This window comes from Undibacterium sp. RuTC16W (assembly GCF_049339445.1).
In the GTDB taxonomy this organism is placed as follows: Bacteria; Pseudomonadota; Gammaproteobacteria; order Burkholderiales; family Burkholderiaceae_D; genus Undibacterium.
This window is the reverse complement of record NZ_JBMPPE010000002.1, coordinates 287,277-309,225: the sequence shown is the minus strand read 5'-3', so window position 1 is coordinate 309,225 and position 21,949 is coordinate 287,277. Positions and strand designations below refer to the sequence as shown.

The 21,949-nt window shown below is 50.7% G+C and carries 16 protein-coding genes; 13 read left to right on the top strand and 3 right to left on the bottom strand.

Annotated features, from left to right (window positions below; translation table 11 throughout):
* Positions 1 to 29: 29 nt before the first annotated feature.
* From ACO0K4_RS05820 to ACO0K4_RS05770, 11 genes are all read left to right on the top strand, one after another.
* Entirely contained in the window at positions 30 to 1,964 is a 1,935-nt protein-coding gene (locus tag ACO0K4_RS05820; protein WP_422955680.1) for a sensor histidine kinase, read from the top strand.
* A 185-nt stretch (positions 1,965 to 2,149) separates the two neighbouring features.
* Positions 2,150 to 3,487 (top strand): sigma-54-dependent transcriptional regulator, encoded by a 1,338-nt coding sequence (locus ACO0K4_RS05815; RefSeq protein WP_422955679.1) that lies wholly within the window; start codon positions 2,150 to 2,152, stop codon positions 3,485 to 3,487.
* Between the two features lie 116 nt (positions 3,488 to 3,603).
* Positions 3,604 to 4,413, top strand: a complete 810-nt coding sequence (locus ACO0K4_RS05810; RefSeq protein ID WP_422955678.1) for a cytochrome C assembly family protein — start codon at positions 3,604 to 3,606, stop codon at positions 4,411 to 4,413.
* Positions 4,410 to 4,679, top strand: coding sequence for a PP0621 family protein (locus ACO0K4_RS05805; RefSeq protein ID WP_422955677.1), 270 nt, complete (start codon positions 4,410 to 4,412; stop codon positions 4,677 to 4,679). Before ACO0K4_RS05810 ends, ACO0K4_RS05805 begins: the two co-directional genes overlap by 4 nt.
* A gap of 53 nt (positions 4,680 to 4,732) precedes the next feature.
* Positions 4,733 to 6,493 (top strand): two-component system sensor histidine kinase NtrB, encoded by a 1,761-nt coding sequence (locus ACO0K4_RS05800; protein WP_422955676.1) that lies wholly within the window; start codon positions 4,733 to 4,735, stop codon positions 6,491 to 6,493.
* Positions 6,483 to 8,036: a sigma-54-dependent transcriptional regulator gene (locus ACO0K4_RS05795; protein ID WP_422955675.1), complete on the top strand. Its 1,554-nt coding sequence runs from the start codon at positions 6,483 to 6,485 to the stop codon at positions 8,034 to 8,036. Before ACO0K4_RS05800 ends, ACO0K4_RS05795 begins: the two co-directional genes overlap by 11 nt.
* The gene (gene ampD, locus ACO0K4_RS05790; RefSeq protein WP_422955674.1) at positions 8,023 to 8,667 is read left to right on the top strand and encodes a 1,6-anhydro-N-acetylmuramyl-L-alanine amidase AmpD; all 645 of its coding nucleotides are present in this window, start codon (positions 8,023 to 8,025) and stop codon (positions 8,665 to 8,667) included. The genes ACO0K4_RS05795 and ampD overlap by 14 nt, the downstream gene beginning before the upstream one ends.
* A 412-nt stretch (positions 8,668 to 9,079) precedes the next feature.
* On the top strand, positions 9,080 to 12,004 hold the full coding sequence (locus ACO0K4_RS05785; RefSeq protein WP_422955673.1) for a ribonucleoside-diphosphate reductase subunit alpha: 2,925 nt from the start codon (positions 9,080 to 9,082) through the stop codon (positions 12,002 to 12,004).
* Between the two features lie 114 nt (positions 12,005 to 12,118).
* Positions 12,119 to 13,309 (top strand): ribonucleotide-diphosphate reductase subunit beta, encoded by a 1,191-nt coding sequence (locus ACO0K4_RS05780; protein ID WP_422955672.1) that lies wholly within the window; start codon positions 12,119 to 12,121, stop codon positions 13,307 to 13,309.
* A gap of 461 nt (positions 13,310 to 13,770) precedes the next feature.
* Positions 13,771 to 14,535 carry a histone gene (locus ACO0K4_RS05775; protein ID WP_422955671.1) on the top strand — a complete coding sequence of 255 codons (765 nt, stop codon included), beginning with the start codon at positions 13,771 to 13,773 and terminating at the stop codon, positions 14,533 to 14,535.
* Positions 14,536 to 14,622: 87 nt separating this feature from the next.
* Positions 14,623 to 15,171 (top strand): YggT family protein, encoded by a 549-nt coding sequence (locus tag ACO0K4_RS05770; RefSeq protein WP_422955670.1) that lies wholly within the window; start codon positions 14,623 to 14,625, stop codon positions 15,169 to 15,171.
* Between the two features lie 7 nt (positions 15,172 to 15,178).
* Here ACO0K4_RS05770 and ACO0K4_RS05765 read toward each other — a convergent pair whose 3' ends face one another.
* The 3 genes from ACO0K4_RS05765 to ACO0K4_RS05755 all read right to left on the bottom strand — a co-directional run bounded on the left by ACO0K4_RS05765 (position 15,179) and on the right by ACO0K4_RS05755 (position 18,449).
* The gene (locus ACO0K4_RS05765) at positions 15,179 to 16,183 is read right to left on the bottom strand and encodes a LacI family DNA-binding transcriptional regulator (protein WP_422955669.1); all 1,005 of its coding nucleotides are present in this window, start codon (positions 16,181 to 16,183) and stop codon (positions 15,179 to 15,181) included.
* A 99-nt stretch (positions 16,184 to 16,282) separates the two neighbouring features.
* Complete coding sequence (locus ACO0K4_RS05760; protein WP_422955668.1) at positions 16,283 to 16,969, bottom strand: TetR/AcrR family transcriptional regulator; 687 nt, start codon at positions 16,967 to 16,969, stop codon at positions 16,283 to 16,285.
* Positions 16,950 to 18,449, bottom strand: coding sequence for a PLP-dependent aminotransferase family protein (locus ACO0K4_RS05755; protein WP_422955667.1), 1,500 nt, complete (start codon positions 18,447 to 18,449; stop codon positions 16,950 to 16,952). Before ACO0K4_RS05755 ends, ACO0K4_RS05760 begins: the two co-directional genes overlap by 20 nt.
* 289 nt (positions 18,450 to 18,738) lie before the next feature.
* On the opposite strand from ACO0K4_RS05755, the gene ACO0K4_RS05750 reads away from it, so the two are divergent.
* Both ACO0K4_RS05750 and ACO0K4_RS05745 read left to right on the top strand, forming a co-directional pair.
* A complete protein-coding gene (locus tag ACO0K4_RS05750; protein WP_422955666.1) occupies positions 18,739 to 20,055 on the top strand; it encodes an aspartate aminotransferase family protein in 1,317 nt (438 codons plus the stop codon).
* 337 nt (positions 20,056 to 20,392) lie between these two features.
* Positions 20,393 to 21,916, top strand: coding sequence for a CoA-acylating methylmalonate-semialdehyde dehydrogenase (locus ACO0K4_RS05745; protein ID WP_422955665.1), 1,524 nt, complete (start codon positions 20,393 to 20,395; stop codon positions 21,914 to 21,916).
* The last annotated feature ends 33 nt before the right edge of the window (positions 21,917 to 21,949 follow it).

Here is a 21,949-nt window from a genome sequence, read left to right as displayed (position 1 = left end):
GCCTTATACGGAACTAATGTCACCGACTGATGAGACCCGCCCGATTTTTTCTGACCCGTTCAAAGCTCGCCAGTATCGCAGTGCTGACCGCATTGGTGATGCTGGCGATTGTTCTGGTGTGTTCCACGTATTGGGTTGCCACGACATTCGCCAGAGATGAGTTGCATCGTAGTGGTGATCGCCAGCTGAAACTGATTTCCCTCGATCTGGAGTCAGCGCTGGAAAAATACGAGACCTTGCCGTACTCTATATCTTATCTGCCACTCGCTGCCAGGCTCCTGGCGCAGCCTGATAACCAAGGACTCGTTTCTGAATTAAATGCATTGTTGCGAGACTTGCAGCTACAGGCCAAAGTGGCATCCATCTATTTGATGGATGCCCAGGGTAAGACGATTGCCGCCAGCAACTGGGACACGCCGCAAACCTATATGGGGCAGAACTTCAGCTTCCGCCCCTATTTTCGTCAGGCGATGACGGGGCAGGCGGGACGTTTTTATGCCATCGGCAATACGACGAATATTCCCGGTTATTTCATCGCGCAAGCTGTCTATCCTGAAGGTGTACGGCCGTTTGCCAGAGGATCCTCGGCACAGGACATCTCAGCGTCTGGATCGGTGACCGCAAGTTCAGCAGCGCCTGCCAATCCTATTCAACGGTCGCCGATCGGCGTCATCGCGGTCAAAATCAGCCTGACCGAGTTCGAACAAGCCTGGCGCAGCAGTGAGGAGCCGATTGCTTTATCGGATCAATATGGCGTGGTGTTTCTCAGCAATCGGCCCGATTGGCAATACCATAGTTTGCGTGTACTCGACCCGGTTGCACAGCAAGCCCTGGGGACGACTTTACAATACGGTGGTAAAGCGATTACGACGATCAGCAGCTTGAATAGACCGGCGCGTCTCGATTTTGGTCGCTATGTCGCCCGACCTGTGGGACGCCTGTCATGGCAACTAATCTTGTTTCCGTCCGAGGCAAGAATCCGGCTAGCAGGCGTCAAGGCCGCACTGGTTGCTTTGTTGCTGGTGATTTTGAGTGCGACTGCCGCCGCAGTGGTGTATCAGCGTCGCCAGCGTATGAAAGAAGGTCTGCTGGCGCGTCAGGCATTACAAAGTGCCGCTGACGAATTGGAGGTGCGTATCGCACAGAGGACGCAGGAACTGACGCTGGCGAATCAGCAACTGGCCGGTAAATACAGCAAGCTCCAGGACGCAGAAAATCTGTTGCGCTCAACCCAGGATGAGATGGTGCAAACCGGCAAACTCGCCATGCTAGGGCAGATGGCAGCCGGCATGACGCATGAGCTGAATCAGCCGCTGACTGCAATTCGCGCTTTTGCGGATAACGCAGTGACCTTTCTGGCGCGTGGCAATCTGACGCAAGCCGGTGATAATCTCGCTCATATCAGTGATGCTAGCGCCAGGATGGGGCGCATCATTGCGCAGCTAAAAGGATTTGCCAGAAAAAGCCCTGAAGCAGTGGCAGTCGTGGATGTTGCGCAGTCTTTGCGTACCGCCGCCTTGCTGTTGCAAAGCGACTTTGACCGGCACGGAGTGAGTTTGAACTTACCGGATCAGCGCGGGATGCTGGTACTGGGAGATGCGGTACGGATAGAGCAGGTATTGATCAACCTGATACGCAACGCCCTGGACGCGACGCTACAAATACCCGTTACAGGCAGCCGGCAACAGGTTAATGTTGAGCTTGATGCCGATGCGCATTACATCATTATCCGCATTATCGATGCCGGGACGGGACTACCTGATCATGTGATTCAGCATTTGTTTGAACCGTTTTTTACGACCAAGCCATCGGATCAGGGATTGGGGCTGGGGCTGGCGATTTCATCGTCGATTGTCCAGGCGATGAATGGCAGTCTGAGCGCATCAAATCGCGTTGGCGGAGGTGCTGAATTCGTGGTTAGTCTTCCTCGTAGCATGGATAAGTCAGACAGCTCAGATGGTTGATGGATGGCAGATCTGGCGTTGGTGACAGGAATAAAAAAAATAATATACTCCCCTCAAGTATTTTTTATATCGCCAATAGAACATTACGCAATCAGGGTATTTTTCTTGATTAATAGGGGGAGTATATGATTTTAGACGCACTATGAATGTTCGTGTAACCACAGTAATAGCATCAGGAGACGACGTTGGAAGCACTATTGATTGAGGATGAACAGGCGGTCAGGCTGGCGACTTCGCAGACGCTGGAGCTGGGAGGCTTCAAGGTGCATGCGTATGCGAGCGTCGAGGCGGCACAGTCAGCACTGCATCCGTCCTTCGCCGGCATTGTCGTCAGCGATGTACGCTTGCCGGGCCAGTCTGGTCTGGCGCTGCTAACACAAGTACGCGCACTCGACGCCGATTTGCCTGTCATTCTGATTACCGGACATGGTGATGTCAGCATGGCAGTCGCTGCGATGCGGGTAGGTGCTTATGATTTTATCGAAAAACCATTTGCCTCGGAGCGCTTGCTTGAGACCTGCCTGAGGGCGCAGGAAAAACGCAAACTGGTCATGGACAACCGGCAACTGAAACAGCAACTCGCCAGTCAAAAATCAGTACCGGAAATGCTGGGACACGCGCCGGTTATGGAGCAGGTGCGCAAATTCATTCGTGCTATCGGGCCGAGTCCGGTTGATGTGCTGATTAATGGTGCAACGGGCTCAGGCAAAGAAGTCGTGGCCCGGCAACTGCATCTGGCGAGTGGTCGCAGCGGTGAATTTGTCGCCATCAATTGCGGCGCTTTACCGGAGACGATGTTTGAGAGCGAGATTTTTGGTCATGAAGCAGGGGCTTTTACCAGCGCGCAAAAACGTCGTATCGGCAAACTTGAATATGCCCAGGGAGGCACGGTATTTCTCGATGAAATTGAGAGCATGCCGCTGGCATTGCAAGTGAAACTGCTGCGCGTCTTGCAGGAGCGACGTCTGGAGCGCCTGGGCGGTAATGCCCAGATTGTTCTCGACTGTCGCGTGATCGCGGCGAGTAAGGTGGACTTATTGCAACTGAGTGAAGAGGCAAAGTTCCGTGAAGATTTGTATTACCGTCTCAGCGTGGTGAGTATTGACTTGCCTGCGCTGAAGCAAAGGCGCGAAGATATCCCTCTGTTGTTAAAGCATTTTGCCGACGCCGCAGCGCAGCGTTATCAGATGCCCGTTCCACCATGGACACCTGCGCACATGACGGAATGGCAGCAACGTGACTGGCCGGGAAATGTGCGGGAGCTCCGCAATTTTGCGGATAAATGGGTGCTTGGCGTGGCCGATTTGGTGCCAGCATCTGCCCGTGACCCTGTTGCTCATATAAATGCGGCGGGAGTCGAAAGTTTACCCAGGCGTCTCGATGAATATGAGTCCAGCTTGATCCAGCACGCCTTGCAAGCGCATGATGGCAATGTCGCGCTGGCGGCAGAGCAGCTCGGTATTCCGAAAAAAACACTGTACGACAAAATAAAAAAATATCAGTTGGTTGCCCGCCCAGCCTGATTTCATCTGCGTTTGATTCGCGCCGAATATGGCGACAGACCTTGCTCAACATCGTCTGTCATCAATGGAAACAAATCCCGGGCTACAGACTTGCTGACATGGTGTAAACTTAAGTGATGCAAACTTATCTTTCTTTCCTCGCGGCTGCCCTCTATGTGCTGGGCAGTTTCGTCCCTAATCAGCGTCGCTTGATTGAGTCTGGTTTTACCTTTGCCGCATGGCTAATACATGCGGCCGCCTTGTGGTTGACGATCTTTACGCCGGATGCGCTGCGTGTCGGTTTTGCCGTGATGCTTTCCTCCGCGCTCTGGGTGTCAGTCCTTGTGTATTGGCTGGAGAGCCGCAATCTTTCGCTGGACGGGCTGAAGGTATTGTTATTGCCGAATGCAGCCCTGATGGTGATTCTGCCGGTTTTTTTTTCGGGCAGCTTGGTTACTCTGACGGGGAAGACGACCATGTTCCCATGGCATTTGGGAATCGCCTTATTGTCGTATAGCACACTGACGATTGCTGCTTTTCATGCGGTTGTGATGATTTTGCAGGATGCGCATTTACATAAACCGAATAATCAAAGTCTGCCTGCCTGGCTAAATGCCGCGATTGAGCGCTTGCCTGCTTTGCTGACGATGGAAAAAATTCTGTTCCGCTTGATTACCATCGGCTTTGTTTTACTAAGCTTGACCGTTCTCTCCGGTGTGGTGTTCTCTGAACAGGTGCTGGGCATTGCGTTTAAGTGGGATCATAAGACCGTATTGTCTTTGTTCTCATGGTGTTTGTTTGGCGTCTTGCTGATCGGTCGCAAGTGGCGAGGCTGGCGTGGCAAGACGGTGCTGAGTTTTACCCTGAGCGGTTTTATTACACTGCTGCTGGCATATGTCGGCAGTCGCTTTGTTCTTGAAGTTTTGTTGCACAGGAGCCTGTCATGAAATTATTGATGTGGCTGGTATTGGCCGCACTCGTTGTGCTGGCGATTCGTAAAAAAAGTCAGCAGCAGCCTGGGGCCGGGCAGGATGGTGGTGCCTTTAATTCTGGTCATCCGTCTAATCCGGCTAATATGGGGCAGGCACCAGCCCAAAACGCGGAGGCGATGGTGTGCTGCGAAGCATGCCAGATTCACTTCCCCGCATCTGAGGCTGTCTACCGTGAGCAGCATGTATATTGCAGCGTCGCCCATGCGGATCAGCATGCGTAGTCTTTCATGCGCCGGCACTACTCAGCTTGAGCAGTATTCTATGATCATTGATCATGTCGACTGAAAACTCCTTATCCGCGTTGCCTAGCGCGACTTTCTGGCGTTCTTTACAAACGCTGAATGTGTCGCGTCTGGTCGTGGCTCTTGTCTTACTCGCCTACCTGAATTTACGTAATGGCAAGGACTCGTGGCTGAGCGAGCAGCTATTGCTGAGCGAGGCTTGCGTGGTATATCTATTGATTGCCATTGCTTTCGTCGTCTTGAAATATCGCTACCAAAAGCATTTCAAGTTACAACTGGCCGCACAGATTGCTCTCGACATCGTCGTGATCTCAATTATGTATCTGGCTTCTGGAGGGAATAAAAGCGGTCTTGCGATCCTGTATTTATTTCCGCTGGCGGGTGTCGGAATTCTGGCGCCTTTATTGTGGGGATTGTTTTTTGCGGCGTTTGTGACCTTGTTCCTGCTGCTGGAAAGTCTTTACAGAATTTTGCAGCAAGAAGATATTAATCTGAGTTCTCAGGCTGGTTTATATGGTGCTGCGTATTTTGCCGTCGTGTATGTGGTGAACCGGCTGGCAAAGAATTTGATTCAGCAAGAAGCCCTGGCTGCCGAGCGTGGTCACGCACTGGCAATCCAGCAGACGATTAATCGTCTGGTTATTTCAGATATGGGAGACGGCATTCTGGTGGTCGATCAGGCAGATCATCTGGTCGAGATGAATCCGGCTGCCGAGCGCATGCTGGGCGCGCATCTGATCAAGGAGGTCAGCCATATGCGCTTGCGGGATATTCCGGCTTTAAAACCGATTGCTGAAGTGCTGTCGACCAGGAGTGGCGCAACTCTGAATACGACGATGACGAATACCGGTATCATGCCCTGGGCAACGGAGGAAAATATTTCCTTCATCTCGATTCGTCATGCAGCAGATGCAACCTTCGACAGCAATTTGCCGGAAAATAATCTGCGCTCTGATTTTGTGACACATCTTAAATTGCGCTTCATGGACGTGGACAGCGCCGATATTGATGGTTTTGGTCAGGATCAGGCGTCTTACACTATTATTTTTATGCAGGATGTTTCAGACATTGAGAATCAGGCACAGCAACTCAAGCTGGCGTCGATGGGACGGCTGACTGCCAGTATTGCGCACGAGGTCAGAAATCCCTTGTCTTCGATCTCGTATGCAGCGTCCTTGCTAAACGAAGACATGAGCAATCCGGCACAGACCCAGCGATTATTGAAAATCGTTGACGACAATGTGGCGCGCCTGAATCAGCTGATCGAAGATATTTTGAAATTATCACGCAAAGCCCAGGCCGATACCAAGCCGTTTTCTTTGCTACCCCTGGTGATTGAAATCGTTCAGGACTTTGTTGAAACCCGCGGACTTGATCCAGACCTGATTTATGTCGATCGTGCGATCACATTTCCTGTTGTATTTGATGTGGGGCATTTGCGCGAGGTGATTGTCAATCTGTTGTCGAATGCCACCAGATATGCCAGCGGCGCACCAGGCAGTATCAAGATATTTGCTCAGGCCAGTACGATGCACAGGATGGAATTGCACATACAGGACGATGGGCCGGGTATTGGTGCTGAAGTGCGATCCCATCTATTTGAGCCGTTTTATACAACATCGAGCAAGGGAACCGGGCTTGGCTTGTACATGGCACGGGAACTATGCTTGAATAACCATGCTTTGCTCGATTATGAATACCATGCCGATGATCCGACTACGATGTTCGGTGAATCAAGAGGTCGCTTTGTGATTAATTTTTCTTTGACTGAGTCATCTGCCCATGAGCACTAAAGACCTGCCAAGCAGTCCGCGTATTCTGGTTGTGGACGATGAGGCGCATTTACGTGAGTTGCTGGAAATCACGCTCATTAAAATGGGACTTGATGTCGATAGTGCCGAGACCCTGGAGGTTGCGCGCCAGTATCTGAGCAAAACAACTTATTCGCTGGTTCTGACTGATATGCGCTTGCCGGATGGTTCTGGTATGGAACTGGTACATGAAGTCGGCTTATATTATAAAAATACGCCGATTGCGGTAATCACCGCATTTGGCAGTGCGGATAATGCGGTTGTAGCATTAAAAGCCGGTGCATTTGATTATGTGTCCAAGCCAGTCGCACTGGATCAGCTGCGCAAACTGGTGCGCTCAGCATTGCAGACCAGTGAAGTACAAAGCAAGCAAAACGTAGAGACTGCGCAGGTAGAAAAAATCACGGCATCCTCGCTGATCGGACAATCTGAGGGAATCCGCCATGTGCGTGCTCAGATCAGCCGTTTAGCCCGCAGCATGGCACCTGTGATCATTACCGGCGAATCGGGAAGCGGTAAAGAACTGGCTGCCCGCGAAATTCATCTGAATAGTGCCCGCGCTGAAAAGGCTTTTATTGCAGTCAACTGTGGTGCCATTCCTGAGGCATTGATGGAGGCCGAATTTTTTGGTTATCGCAAAGGTGCTTTTACCGGTGCCAACGATGATCGTGATGGATTTTTTCAGGCGGCCAGCGGTGGCACGCTGATGCTGGACGAAGTCGCTGATCTGCCATTGGCGATGCAGGTCAAGTTGCTGAGGGCAATCCAGGAGCGCCGGGTGCGCAAGGTCGGTGCTACCGCAGAAGAGCCTGTTGATGTTCGCATCATCAGTGCAACGCATCAGAATTTGGCGAATTGCGTGACCGCAGGTAAATTCCGTCAGGACTTGTACTATCGTCTGAACGTGATTGAGTTGCATTTGCCGCCATTGCGCGAACGTCTGACGGATATAGGCGAATTGTCCGAGGGGATTTTACAGCGCCTGACTGCATCAGCCCAGACGAACCCTGATCGTTGTGCGACCTTGTTATCCGACAGTGCGCGCCAGGCACTCGCCGAATATGATTTTCCCGGGAATGTTCGCGAATTGGAAAACATCCTGGAGCGTGCGCTGGCATTCGCCAATGATGGCTGTATCGAAGTCAGTGATCTGGCTTTGCGTCCTTCGGCGAGGCCGGTAAGTAGCGCTGTCTCCGAGACCAGCCTGGTGACTGCAGCATTGCCTGCGACGGTAGTAAATTCGGATTTTAGTCCTGCCTCCGCAGAAAAAATGCTGTTGCAGGACGCAGTCAGCACCGGTCAGGCGGCAACATTGCCAGGTGCTCATGCAGATATGTCGATTTTCACTGAGCCAGAATTACCTTGTTCTTTGCCTGATTATCTGGAGCGCATCGAGAAAGAGGTGATACGCCGTGCCTTGGTCAAGACCAGGAATAACCGTACCCAAGCGGCTGAGTTGCTGGGAGTCAGTTTCCGGCAATTGCGCTACCAGATACAAAAACTGAAGATTCATGAGCCGGAATAAACCCGCTCTGCATTCTGCACAACCGGCATGGATTATCGATGCTGGCGGGCATTGCCCTCAGGCGGAACAAAAGCCGTCGCCTAATTATGATCATCGCCCCGACGGTGCAGAAATCTCACTACTGGTCATTCATAACATCAGCCTGCCAGCGGGCCAGTTCGGCGGTAGCGCCATTACTGATTTGTTTTTGAACCAGCTCGACGTCACGGCGCATCCCAGTTTTACCTCGTTACAGAGTGTCCGGGTCTCCACTCATTTCTTGATACGGCGCGACGGTCAGGTACTGCAATTCGTTCCGGTCAGCTTGCGTGCCTGGCATGCTGGTGTCTCGTCGTTTCAGGGGCTGTCAGCGTGTAATAATTTTTCAGTCGGGGTTGAATTGGAGGGGAGCGATCTTCAGGCGTTCGAGGAGGCGCAATATCGGTCACTGCAGAAATTGACTTTGGCCCTGATACAAGCCTGTCCGATACGACATATCGTCGGGCATCAGGATATTGCCCCCGGCCGCAAGACCGACCCCGGACCATTTTTTAATTGGAAACAATATAAAGAATTGCTCGCTCATGCTGCTCAGCATGAGTCCATGTTAGTACCCACTCATGCGCTGCCTAGCTTTCCTTTCATGCTTTGACTTTGTCAATCCGCAAAGCTAGTAGCAACAATAAAAAATATTCTCTTTTTAACAAAAAAAGCGATTGCGTATCTGCCAGCGCGGCACTAGAATTAGTGCAAATCAAATCTTGTGCACTACATATAGTGGTTTGATTCCAGTTTATGGTCATTCTCTGTGATGAAGTTTTATCCTGTTTTAATGAGATAAATGATTTAAAAAACAGAGACTTGGCTAAGGTTTTAGATCTGAACTATGCAGTGTGCAATACAAGAAAAAAGATTTTTGGTCGCCATGCGCTCACCAAAAATCACATGAAAGATCGATGATTGACTCAGTCACTACATCAATGACTACATCAAGGATTGCGTCATTCATGTAATCGCTCAAGTTAATCGATTAAGTCTCAACCCATGCTGACCCCGGAGGCCAAATGCACTCTTCTCTAGAAACATCAACACCAAGTACCGCTGATCTGTCCGCTTTACAGTCATCATCAGCCCATCATGCGCCAGCGACGCAAACGCCCGCCTATGGTGAGTACCGCATCATCCGTCGTAATGGTGCTGTAGTTGGTTTTGAGCCTTCCAAAATTGCTATTGCTGTGACTAAAGCCTTTTTGGCAGTTAACGGTGGTCAGGGTGCTGCATCGGCCCGTATCCGTGAGCTCGTTGAGCAGTTAACCGCAAGTGTTGTATCTGCTCTGGTGCGCAGACAGCCAACTGGCGGCACGTTTCATATCGAAGACATTCAGGATCAGGTCGAACTGGCGTTGATGCGTTCCGGCGAACATGATGTTGCCCGTGCCTATGTCCTGTATCGGGCTAAGCGTCAGGAAGAACGTCGCCTTCAATTAGAGTCACAACAATCTTCCAAAACAGATATCGCCGCACCGCAAATTCACGTCGTCGTTGATGGACAGCGCGTCGCACTCGACATCGCACAAGTACGTAAGCTGATTACAGCTGCCTGCGTTGGCCTGGACAAGCTGGCCGATCCGGAAGCGATTTTGTCCGAAACCTTGAAAAATCTGTACGACGGCGTACCGGTAGAAGAACTGCATAAATCAGCAATCTTGGCTGCGCGTGCACTGATGGAAAAAGAGCCTGCATATAGCCAGGTGACTGCGCGTCTCTTATTGCATACAGTCCGTAAAGAAGTATTCGGTAAAGAAGTTGCTCAGCAAGATGCGGCAGCCGAGTATGTGGATTATTTCCCTAAATTTATCAAAAAAGGTATCGAAGCTGATTTGCTGGATGCCAAGCTTGGTCAGTTTGATCTGAAAAAATTAGCAGATGCGCTGGTTGCCGATCGTGATCTGCAATTTGGTTATATCGGTCTGCAAACTTTGTATGACCGCTACTTCCTGCATGTGCGCGGCACCCGTATTGAAATGCCGCAAGCATTCTATATGCGTGTTGCGATGGGTCTGGCGATCAGCGAAATCGATCGTGAAGCCCGTGCGATTGAGTTCTACAATCTCCTGTCCAGCTTTGACTTTATGAGCTCGACGCCGACTTTGTTTAACTCCGGCACACAGCGTTCACAGTTATCTTCATGCTATCTGACTACGGTAGCCGATGATCTCGACGGTATTTACGAAGCGATCAAGGAAAATGCCTTGCTGGCGAAATACGCCGGTGGTCTCGGTAATGACTGGACACCAGTGCGTTCGCTCGGCGCGCATATCAAAGGTACAAATGGTAAATCACAGGGGGTAGTGCCGTTCCTGAAAGTCGTCAACGACACAGCAGTCGCGGTCAATCAAGGTGGCAAACGCAAAGGTGCGGTTTGCGCTTACCTCGAAACCTGGCATATGGACATCGAAGAATTCCTCGATCTGCGTAAAAACACGGGTGATGATCGTCGCCGTACACATGACATGAACACCGCTAACTGGATTCCTGATTTGTTCATGAAGCGTGTCATGGAAAAAGGTGACTGGACCCTGTTCTCTCCATCTGACGTACCGGATCTGCATGATAAATTCGGTAAAGCTTTCGAAACTGCTTATACCGCGTATGAAGCCAAAGCCGCCAGCGGCGAACTCGAACTGTCGAAAAAAATCCCGGCACTCGACTTGTGGCGCAAGATGTTGTCCATGTTGTTTGAAACAGGTCATCCTTGGATTACTTTCAAAGATCCATGCAACATCCGCTCACCGCAACAGCATGTCGGCGTAGTTCACTCGTCAAATCTGTGCACGGAAATTACCCTGAACACCAATGATAGTGAGATCGCCGTGTGCAATCTGGGTTCGGTCAACATGCCAGCACACATGAAAGACGGCAAACTGGATCACATCAAGTTACAAAAAACTATCAGTACAGCGATGCGTATGCTGGATAACGTGATCGACATCAACTATTATGCAGTCAAGAAAGCGCGTGACTCGAATCTGCGTCACCGTCCGGTTGGTCTCGGTATCATGGGTTTCCAGGATTGCCTGCACATGATGCGTATCCCTTACGCTTCGATGGACGCAGTTCAGTTTGCTGATACATCGATGGAAGCCGTGTGTTATTACGCTTACTTGGCGTCGACAGAATTAGCGGAAGAACGCGGTCGTTATAGCTCGTATCGCGGTTCACTGTGGGATCGTGGCATCCTGCCGCAAGACTCTCTGAAGCTGCTGGCAGAAGAGCGCGGCGGATATCTGGAAGCCGACTATTCTGAAACCATGGATTGGACAGTGATCCGTGACCGTATCAAACAATACGGTATGCGCAATTCGAACTGTGTTGCGATTGCGCCGACGGCAACGATCTCTAACATTATTGGTGTATCTGCCTGTATCGAACCGACTTACCAGAATCTGTATGTGAAGTCGAATCTGTCTGGTGAATTCACTGAGATCAACGAACATCTGGTACGTGATCTGAAAGCACGTGGCTTGTGGGACGAGGTCATGATCTCTGATCTCAAATACTTTGACGGCAGCCTGGCAAAAATCGACCGCATTCCAGAAGATCTGCGCGAACTGTATGCAACTGCTTTTGAAGTCAGCCCATCCTGGTTGGTAGAAGCTGCATCCCGTCGTCAAAAATGGATAGATCAGGCGCAGTCTCTGAACATCTATATGGCAGGTGCGTCCGGTAAAAAACTGGACGAAACCTACAAACTAGCTTGGTTGCGTGGTTTGAAAACTACCTATTACCTGCGTACGATAGGTGCAACCCATACTGAAAAGTCCACCAGCAAAACTGGTGCGTTGAACGCGGTGGCGGTTGATGGTGGTAGCGGTGGTTACTCCGCAAACTCTGATACGCCGGTGACGGCAGCGCCTGAGTCCGACGGTGCCGCATGCTATCTGCGTCCCGGTGATGCCGGTTTTGAAGAGTGCGAAGCTTGCCAATAAGCTGGACGAGTTAGCACTAGCTGACAACATGTCGAGCAGAAGGAGCTTTGTCGGACGACGAGCTCTTTCTGTTAGTCGCAAAGAACGATCTATTTAATAAGTAAGGAATACCAAATGCTTTCTTGGGATGATGAAGTCGCACCAGCCTCTGCTGCGCCAGCCGGATCGCCAAAATCTGTTCAACAGCCGGATCATGTGCAGGCGGGCTTGAGCTTGCGCACGCAGGAGATTGCACTGAATCCTGCGCTGGTCGCCAAACCAGCCGTAGTGGCTCCGGAGGATATCGCCCGCCGCGTCAATGCCGCTGACAAACGCATCATCAATGGTCAGACTGACGTTAATCAACTTGTGCCGTTTAAATACAAATGGGCGTGGGATAAATATCTGGCAGGCTGTGCTAATCACTGGATGCCGCAAGAAATCAATATGCAACGCGATATTGAACTCTGGAAAAGTCCAAATGGTCTGACAGAAGATGAGCGTCGCCTGGTCAAGCGCAATCTGGGTTTTTTCGTGACAGCGGATTCACTCGCTGCAAATAATATTGTGCTGGGAACTTATCGTCACATTACAGCGCCTGAGTGCCGCCAGTACCTGTTGCGTCAGGCTTTTGAAGAAGCGATTCATACGCACGCCTATCAATATATTGTTGAGTCGCTGGGCCTGGATGAAGCGGAAATCTTCAATGCCTACAATGAAGTTGAGTCGATCCGTGATAAAGATCAGTTCTTGATTCCGTTCATTAATGCCTTGACCGATCCAGAATTTAAGACTGGCACAATGGAGACGGATCAGACGCTGTTGAAGTCTTTGATTGTGTTTGCCTGCCTGATGGAAGGTTTATTTTTCTACGTCGGCTTCACACAAATTCTGGCGCTCGGTCGCCAGAATAAAATGATGGGCGCGGCAGAACAATATCAATATATTTTGCGTGATGAATCGATGCACTGCAATTTCGGAATCGATTTGATCAACACAATCAAGATGGAAAATCCGCATTTGTGGACCGCGACATTTAGAGATGAAATTAAATCGTTGTTTTTGCGTGCGGTGGAGTTGGAATATCGCTACGCAGAGGATACAATGCCGCGTGGAGTGCTTGGTTTGAATGCGCCAATGTTTAAAGGTTATTTACGGTTCATCGCAAATCGCCGTGCGCAACAAATCGGACTTGATACTTTGTTCCCGCAGGAAGAAAATCCTTTCCCGTGGATGAGCGAAATGATTGATCTGAAAAAAGAACGCAACTTTTTTGAAACCCGTGTGATTGAGTACCAAACTGGCGGCGCCCTGAATTGGGAATAAAACGCAGCAGCATTCAGATGCATCTGGATGTCTACTCAAGTTCACATGATGTGAAAAACGCGAGAGGCCTCACCAAACTGAATGGACAGTCATAGACCGAATCGATCTACTCTGTTTGTGCCGCGACACCACGAAAGTGTCGCGGCTTTCGGTTTTGGAAAAACTCTCGAAACACAAGATACCGACGCCGGCATTTTTTAATGCGGGCGTTTTTTTTGGCTGATTGATTCTGGATGAGCTGATATCCGACGCAGACACACTCTGTGTAGATACGCTTGAGATCAAGCTGCCATATGGCTGAAGTGCTGCATCATACGAGGAGATGGAGCAGTTCAGCCGGTGCCGAATTCATTAGCGCAACCAACAGTTTGTTTGCGCCCATGAATAATCCGCTCGTCTCAGAGCTTTATTGAGCGGATTTTAATTGATCAATTTTTTCCATCAAATGAAGGAGAAACAAAATGGCAACAGCACCAAAACCACCAGAGGCAAAGAAAGCCGCTGCGAAAAAACCTGTAGCAGCAAAAGCAGCAGCTAAACCAGCGGCAAAGCCAGCAGCGAAAAAAGCAGCAGCTAAACCAGCGGCAAAGCCAGCAGCGAAAAAAGCAGCAGCTAAGCCAGCGGCAAAGCCAGCAGCGAAAAAAGCAGTAGCTAAACCAGCGGCAAAGCCAGCAGCGAAAAAAGCAGTAGCTAAACCAGCGGCAAAGCCAGCAGCGAAAAAAGCAGCAGCTAAACCAGCGGCAAAGCCAGCAGCGAAAAAAGCAGCAGCTAAACCAGCGGCAAAGCCAGCAGCTAAAAAAGCAGCAGCTAAACCAGCGGCAAAGCCAGCAGCGAAAAAAGCAGCAGCTAAACCAGCGGCAAAGCCAGCAGCGAAAAAAGCAGTAGCTAAACCAGCGGCAAAAAAAGCAGCAGCAAAGCCAGTAGCGAAAAAAGCAGCAGCTAAACCAGCAGCAAAGCCAGCAGCGAAAAAAGCAGCAGCTAAACCAGCGGCAAAGCCAGCAGCGAAAAAAGCAGCAGCTAAACCAGCGGCAAAGCCAGCAGCGAAAAAAGCAGTAGCTAAGCCAGCGGCAAAAGTAGCAGCTAAACCTGCAGCGAAGCCAGCAGCAAAAAAAGCAGCGGCAAAGCCAGCAGCGAAAGCAGCAGCTAAGCCAGCTACACCAGATGCCAAAACCGTGGTGAGTCCAACAGCAGCTTGGCCTTTCCCGACAGGCACACGTCCAGCTTAATTCAGATAGCTTGGACGCCTGATCTTATTCAGGCACAATACCCACTGCGTGATGTTCACTCAGTGGGTTTTTTTTAGGGGTCGTCCTGTGTTGCACGGAATTTTTACTTTTGTCATCGATACGATTGCCGGCCTGTTTGCGGGCTTTCTTTTACTCCGTTTCTGGATGCAGGTGCAACGTGTCCGGCCTCCAATGGGACTTGCTCAATCTATCTTTCAATTAACAGACTGGCTGGTGCATCCGATCAGACGCGTCATTCCAGGATTTGCAGGCTACGACTGGGCGAGTTTGATTGCTGCTTTTTTCGTCGCATTACTGTCGACGCTGGCCGATTTTCTGGTGGTATCCCAGGTGTCCTTGCCAGTGATCGCATTGCTGGCATTATTTAAATTGCTGCAATGGATTCTGTATGGACTGATGGCATTGCTCGTGCTGGAGGCGGTATTCAGCTGGGTCAATCCTCATGCACCGTTTGCGCCGTTTATCCGCACCCTGAATGATCCTATCTTGTCACCGATAAGAAAATTGCTGCCACCGCTTGGGGGTATCGATTTTTCACCGATGGCCGCGTTAATCTTGCTTCAGGTATTTAATCGTCTCTTGGTAGAGTTGCTGCCAAGGCTGTTGTTGATGTGAATAAACTCTAAGCAGGTGCTGGTCCGGTCGATTGACGCACGGTCAGTTTGGTCTCCAGCATTTCACGCCGCAGCGGTAATTCTGCGTTGATAATCCGGTTCACCAGAACGCGTGCAGTCAATACCCCGATTTCGTATTTAGGCTGTGCAATGGTGGTCAGCGGAGGTGTGCTGAACGACGCCAGGGCAATATCATCGTAGCCCATTACTGACAGCTCTTCCGGAATCCGCATACCGGTTTGCTGTGCAGCGCACAATCCCCCGATTGCCATCAGATCATTGCTCGCAAAAATGGCCGTAGGACGGTCAGGCAAGGCTAATAACTGCTGAAACGCGCTGAAGCCACCCTGACTGGTAAAGTCGCTGTGTGCAAGGTACTCACTGTTGAAATCGATGCCAGCTTCTTTTAGTGCACGCAGATAACCGGATACCCGGTCTCCGCTCGGCAATAATGTTTTTGGGCCTGATACGCAGGCGATACGGCGATGACCCAGATCCAGCAGATATTTAGTCGCCAGATAGCCACCTTGTTCATGGTCGGCTTCAATAAAATCGGCCGCGACACCAGGGACTTCCCTGTCGACCAAGACCTTGGGAATTGCTTCGTCTGCCAATAATTGAGTGAGCTCCAGATCGATGCCAGACGACACCAGGATCAGGCCATCGATCCGTTTTTCCATCAGTACACGAGTGTACGCAGCTTGCTTTTTGGGATCATCATAGGAATTGCAGAGGATGATGTTATAGCCTAGCCGGAAGCTTTCATCTTCGATTCCCTGTATCACCTCAGCGAAGTAGGGATTCGAATTATTCGGGATCATCATACCCAAAGTATGGGTCTTGTCGTTCTTCAGGCTACGTGCAACAGCACTGGGGATGTAGCGTAATTCCTGAATGACGGACAATACGCGTTCACGGGCATCTTCGCTGACGACGCGGGTATTGTTGATGACGTGAGAAACCGTGGTGGTGGACACGCGTGCTTTCTCAGCGACCTGCTTCATTGTTGCCATAAAATTTCATCCTTTCTCTGCATGAATTATGACGCATGAATTACAGAAAAAGGTGACTTTTAAAGAATTGACAATGTTGTTTTGATCTTTTTTGATACCTCAGGCGGGTTTTATTGCCAGTCCCGCCAGTACCATATCGACGATCAGTTTTTCTGCGTCGTCAAAATCTTTTTTACTCAATTGTTTGCGATTCATGACAAGGTTCATTTGGGTTGCGAAATCGGCATAGGATTGCGTCATTGCCCAGATTGCGAACAGCAGATGTGTGGGATTTACGGCGGCGATCTTACCTTCGGTAATCCACTTTTCAAAAATTTCTATGTCCTTGCGCAATAAAGGGACAACTTTTTTCCGGATATCAGCACCATACACTTTGGCTCCGCCGATGACTTCCATCGCATAGACGCGCGAGCCCCAAGGCTGGTCACGTGAAAAGCGGAGTTTTGCCACGATGTAATCACGCAGCAATTCTTCCGGCTCACGGCGGTCGTCAGCAAGACTATTCATACGTTCCAGCCAGACATGCAATACATCATCCAGCACACGCTGATAGAGCGCTTGTTTGCTTGGGAAGTAATACAGCAGGTTCTGTTTGGACAAACCGACCTGTTCTGCAATCGTGGCAACTGATGTGCCTTCATAACCGCACTCTGCAAACAGACGTACCGCTTGCTCCAGAATTTCTGCTTCTAATTTATCGCGATTTTGCAGACGCCGGTTAATCGTTGCTGATTTTTCTGAGGGCGCTTTACCGGGGAGATTTTTTTCAATGTCCAATAGTGTCATGACAGGTGCGTAAGAAGTGACTCAGTTGTTCGGAATGTGTATAGGCAACATTGAAGCGGAACCAGACGGTATCGGCGGGAGCGATCGAAAAAAATTCGCCCGGGGACAGTAAGATGCCTGCTTTTAACGCCTGGTCTGCAATCAGTTTGGCGTTGAATTCTGGCGTGGACGGGATATGCCAGCCAGCGCTGAAAAACATGCCGCCACGAGGTTTTGCCAATGGCGTCATGCCCGCCTGCTGCAGCATGTGCATACTGCTTTCCCGTGCGGTATCTAGCTGATGAATAAGTTGTTCCAGCATCCGCCGATAAGGCCGGGCCGTAATCGCATACAACACTGCACGTTCATTAATTTCTGAGGTGGTGAGTCCGGCCAGCATCTTGATCCGTACTAATTCGCTTACCAGGGAGGCTGATGCCGTGATCGAGCCTACTCTTAACGCCGGTGACAATGTTTTAGAAAAACTACCGACCCGTATCACACGGCGTAAGCCATCCATCGCGGCCAAAGAAGGATCGCTGCGCGCGCTCAGGTCCCGGTAAATGTCATCTTCAACGATCCAGAAATCAAAACGCTCCGCCATACTCAGCAGGCGATGCGCTTGCGCATGGCTGAGTGAGGTACCGAGGGGATTGTGTAATACGGTGTTGACAAACATCAGCTTGGGTTGATGAATTGCTGCTTTCTCTTGCAGAACATCAAAATCCAGACCTTGTTCGCCACGTGGAATGCCGACGGGGATGCAACCATGATGGCGGATCAGCGACAGCAGATTGCTATAGCCAGGATCTTCCACAAAAACACAGTCGCCCGGTTTTGTCAGCGTTCGCAAGATCAGATCAAACCCATGGGTAGCGCCATGTGTCAGCACAATCTGATCCGGTTCAACTGCAAACAGTGCATCTCCCAGGCTGCTTGCCAGATGTTGCCGCAAACTGGGAAAGCCCAGTGGATTACCATAACCGCGCATGCGGCAGGTCGGGATACGCATCGCATGTCGAACGGCATCCAGAATAGTGGACTCCCCATACCACTCCGGCGGTAGCCAGCCAGAACCTGCAGGCAGTGCATCTGATACCCCGGTATATAAATCAGGACTCAACGCATCGATACTGATGGGTAATACTTGCTGAGTCAGTGCGGGGCGGATAGAGGCACTTTCGCATCGCGCGACAAAATAACCCGAACCACGGCGTGACGATAGCAGACCCGTTGTCAGCAAACGGTCATAAGATTCGACGACAGTAAAGGTGCTGATACCATTCGATTTGGCAAATTGCCGCACCGAGGGCATCTTCGTGCCGATGCCTAGTTCACTCGTATTCACCAGGGCAGTGATTGCCAGCACAATTTGATCGACCAGGCTGCCACGCTTGCTGCGATCGAGTTGCAGTACCGGCCAGCGCATTTCCTTGTCATCACCTTTCCGGTTGTCTGGCAATGTATCAACAACATGGCCATTCTCTATTACCTGTTGCATCTGTGCACCTCCGCCTTACTCCATATTGTCCGATCTGATTGCGAGTGATGACACGCCGCAATAGCGATGCGCATCAACCGACCTTCTCTGATCACGAGCCACGAGCCGACATTATTTGACTGTATTCCGCTGGATTACCAACTGTAGTGCCTGGCTGACCAATACGGTTGCTGATTTTTTCTGCATCTGTCTATGTCGCCATCTGTGCTGCCGTCCTTATGCTGCTGCCTGCTATTGCAACATAGTTTTACCAGATGGTAAATAGTTTTTCCAATAACAGGAGCTTCCCATGTATGAATCCCGTCCCGAAGAAATGAATCCGTTCTGGATGCCTTTCACTGCTAACCGTGATTTCAAGAGTAATCCGCGCCTGCTGGTCTCCGCCGAGGGAATGAATTACCGCGATGTCGATGGCAATACCATTCTCGATGGTACGGCAGGGTTATGGTGTGTACCGCTGGGGCATGCACAGCCGAAATTGGTGAAAGCAGTGCAGGACATGGTAGCGCAACTGGATTTTGCGTCCACCTTCCAGATGGGGCATCCATCCGCTTTTGAACTCGCTGATCGTTTGATGAGCTATACCAATTATCGCTTCGGTCAGGTTTTTTATACCAATTCAGGATCAGAGGCGGTGGATACGGCGCTCAAGATGGCACTGGCATATCACCGTGCACGCGGCGATGCAACACGGACCCGCCTGATCGGTCGCGAGCGCGGTTATCACGGTGTGGGCTTCGGTGGCATGTCTGTCGGTGGTATCGCGAATAATCGCAAAACTTTTGGCAGCTTGCTGCCAGGCGTCGATCATTTACCGCATACCCATAATCTGGAAAAAAACGCCTTCACCCGCGGTGAACCTGAGTATGGTGCGCATCTCGCGGATGAGCTGGAGCGCCTGGTGACTTTGCATGATGCCTCGACGATTGCGGCGGTCATTGTTGAGCCGCTGGCAGGCTCTACTGGTGTATTAGTACCGCCCAAAGGGTATCTGAAACGGTTGCGGGAGCTTTGTACCAAGCACGGTATTTTGTTGATTTTTGATGAAGTGATCACGGGCTTCGGTCGCCTGACGACACCGTTCGCTTTTGATTATTTTGATGTTGAGCCGGATCTAGTGACTGTGGCCAAAGGCTTGACGAATGGTGTGGTGCCGATGGGGGCAGTTTTTTCTAAGCAGCATATTTATGATGCCTTCATGCAGGGCCCAGCCGGTATTGAATTATTTCACGGCTATACCTATTCCGGACACCCGCTGGCCTGCGCCGCTGCACTGGCAAGTCTGGACATTTTTGAAGAACAAAAAGTGCTGGAGCATGCGCGTGGCATGACAGAGTATTGGGCCGATGCCGTGCATTCGCTGAAAGGCTTGCCGCATGTAATCGATCTGCGCAATCTGGGACTGATCGCAGGGATTGAGCTGGCATCCATACCAGGCAAGCCAGGAGCCAGAGCATTCGATGCGTTCAAACGCGCATTTGCCGATGGCATTCTGATCCGTGTCACGGGTGACATCATCGCTTTATCACCACCGCTGATCTTAGAAAAATCACATATCGATGAACTCTTCGGCAAGCTGGCAAAAATTTTAAAAACGCTCGATTGAGTACATCCTTCAACTCAATAACTATGCGTGTGTATCAGACCCAACCCAGACAACTAACTCAATAAATAAGTAATGAACCAGGACTTACGCAAAACGACACGCTGCTTACCATGATCAATATAGAACCCGCAGGCTGTATGCGGCTTACAGAGGCTTTTCATGCCAACAGGCGCATACAGCTTGCGGAGTCGTTTTGGATTTTTTTAAAAACTCTTTACCGATATTCCCTGGAAACGCTTACTCCTGTTTTTCTCTGTGTCTCTGTGGTGAGAGGTCTTGGTTTTTGCGTAAGCGCTATTAACTACTAAATAAGTAAGAATGAAATGAGAATCCCATTATGAGTGCATTGATGAACCGAGACACCATTCCCCACTTCATCGCAGGTGAGAAGCAGGATACCAGCAGCGGGCATTATGCCGATGTCTACAACCCAGCGCTGGGCGTACCGGTTGCCCGTGTTGCACTGGCATCGATTGAAGAGGTCGATCAGGCCGTTGCCGCCGCTGCTAAGGCGTTCCCGTCCTGGGCCAATACGCCGCCACTGACGCGTGCACGCGTATTGTTCAGGTATCTGCAACTGCTGCAAGAACATGCAGATCGTTTTGCCGAAATGCTGACGCGGGAGCATGGTAAAACCTTTGCCGATGCGCAAGGTGAGGTTGCCCGCGGTATCGAAGTGGTCGAATTCGCCTGCGGTATTCCACAACTTCTGAAAGGGGAATTCAGCGACCAGATCGCGCGTGGTATTGATGCCTGCTCATTCCGCCAGCCACTTGGCGTAGTCGCAGGGATTACGCCATTCAATTTTCCGGCGATGGTACCGATGTGGATGTTTCCGGTAGCGCTTGCCTGTGGCAATACTTTTGTACTCAAGCCGTCAGAACGTGATCCTTCGCCATCGATTCTGCATGCCGAATTGCTGAAGCAGGCTGGCTTGCCGGATGGCGTGTTCAATGTCGTACAAGGCGATAAGACCGCGGTTGATGCCTTGCTTGATCATCCGCAGGTACAAGCAATCAGCTTCGTCGGTTCTACCCCGATTGCCGAGTACATTTATACCCGTGGCAGCGCCAATGGCAAGCGCGTACAGGCATTGGGCGGCGCAAAAAATCATATGGTCGTGATGCCGGATGCCGAGATGGAAATGGCAGTCGATGCCCTGATCGGCGCGGCATACGGCTCAGCGGGTGAGCGTTGCATGGCAATTTCTGTCGCCGTTGCTGTGGGCGGTGCGGCCGATGAACTGGTTGCTGCTCTGGCAGAAAAAACACGGGCATTGAAAATCAATGATGGCATGGCTGCCGGAGCTGAAATGGGGCCGGTCGTCAGTCTCGCGGCCAAGCAGCGTATAGAAAAACTGATCGGTCAGGGCGTAGAGCAGGGCGCTGACCTGGTGGTTGACGGACGCGGACACAAGGTGGCCGGGCGTGAGAACGGCTTTTTTGTAGGTGGCACTTTATTTGATCGCGTAACGCCAGAAATGACGATTTATCAGGAAGAGATTTTTGGTCCCGTATTGTGCGTGATGCGTGTGCCGGATATTGCGAGTGCGGTTGAACTGATCAATCAACACGAATATGGCAACGGCGTCGCGATTTTTACCCGTGATGGTGGTGTGGCGCGTGAATTTGTCCGGCAAATACAAGTCGGTATGGTTGGTGTCAATGTGCCTTTGCCTGTGCCGATGGCCTTCCATAGTTTTGGTGGCTGGAAGCGCAGCCTGTTTGGCGATCATCATGTCTACGGCCCTGAGGGTGTACGTTTTTATACCCGTACCAAGGCAGTCATGCAGCGCTGGCCTGATTCTGCAAAAAGCCATGGCAGTGCCGGTGCAGAATTTGCCTTTCCGCAAATGAAATAATGGGTAGAAATGTTCTGGAATGGTGCAGTGCAA

What these genes read in the sequence shown, in the direction of transcription:
- ACO0K4_RS05760 (WP_422955668.1), bottom strand. Translation starts at nt 16,969, where the DNA reads ATGACACTATTGGACATTGAAAAAAATCTCCCCGGTAAAGCGCCCTCA.
- ACO0K4_RS05795 (WP_422955675.1), top strand. Translation starts at nt 6,483, where the DNA reads ATGAGCACTAAAGACCTGCCAAGCAGTCCGCGTATTCTGGTTGTGGAC.
- ACO0K4_RS05820 (WP_422955680.1), top strand. Translation starts at nt 30, where the DNA reads ATGAGACCCGCCCGATTTTTTCTGACCCGTTCAAAGCTCGCCAGTATC.
- ACO0K4_RS05810 (WP_422955678.1), top strand. Translation starts at nt 3,604, where the DNA reads ATGCAAACTTATCTTTCTTTCCTCGCGGCTGCCCTCTATGTGCTGGGC.
- ACO0K4_RS05765 (WP_422955669.1), bottom strand. Translation starts at nt 16,183, where the DNA reads ATGGCAACAATGAAGCAGGTCGCTGAGAAAGCACGCGTGTCCACCACC.
- ACO0K4_RS05750 (WP_422955666.1), top strand. Translation starts at nt 18,739, where the DNA reads ATGTATGAATCCCGTCCCGAAGAAATGAATCCGTTCTGGATGCCTTTC.
- ACO0K4_RS05745 (WP_422955665.1), top strand. Translation starts at nt 20,393, where the DNA reads ATGAGTGCATTGATGAACCGAGACACCATTCCCCACTTCATCGCAGGT.
- ACO0K4_RS05805 (WP_422955677.1), top strand. Translation starts at nt 4,410, where the DNA reads ATGAAATTATTGATGTGGCTGGTATTGGCCGCACTCGTTGTGCTGGCG.
- ACO0K4_RS05755 (WP_422955667.1), bottom strand. Translation starts at nt 18,449, where the DNA reads ATGCAACAGGTAATAGAGAATGGCCATGTTGTTGATACATTGCCAGAC.
- ACO0K4_RS05785 (WP_422955673.1), top strand. Translation starts at nt 9,080, where the DNA reads ATGCACTCTTCTCTAGAAACATCAACACCAAGTACCGCTGATCTGTCC.
- ampD (WP_422955674.1), top strand. Translation starts at nt 8,023, where the DNA reads ATGAGCCGGAATAAACCCGCTCTGCATTCTGCACAACCGGCATGGATT.
- ACO0K4_RS05800 (WP_422955676.1), top strand. Translation starts at nt 4,733, where the DNA reads ATGTCGACTGAAAACTCCTTATCCGCGTTGCCTAGCGCGACTTTCTGG.
- ACO0K4_RS05780 (WP_422955672.1), top strand. Translation starts at nt 12,119, where the DNA reads ATGCTTTCTTGGGATGATGAAGTCGCACCAGCCTCTGCTGCGCCAGCC.
- ACO0K4_RS05775 (WP_422955671.1), top strand. Translation starts at nt 13,771, where the DNA reads ATGGCAACAGCACCAAAACCACCAGAGGCAAAGAAAGCCGCTGCGAAA.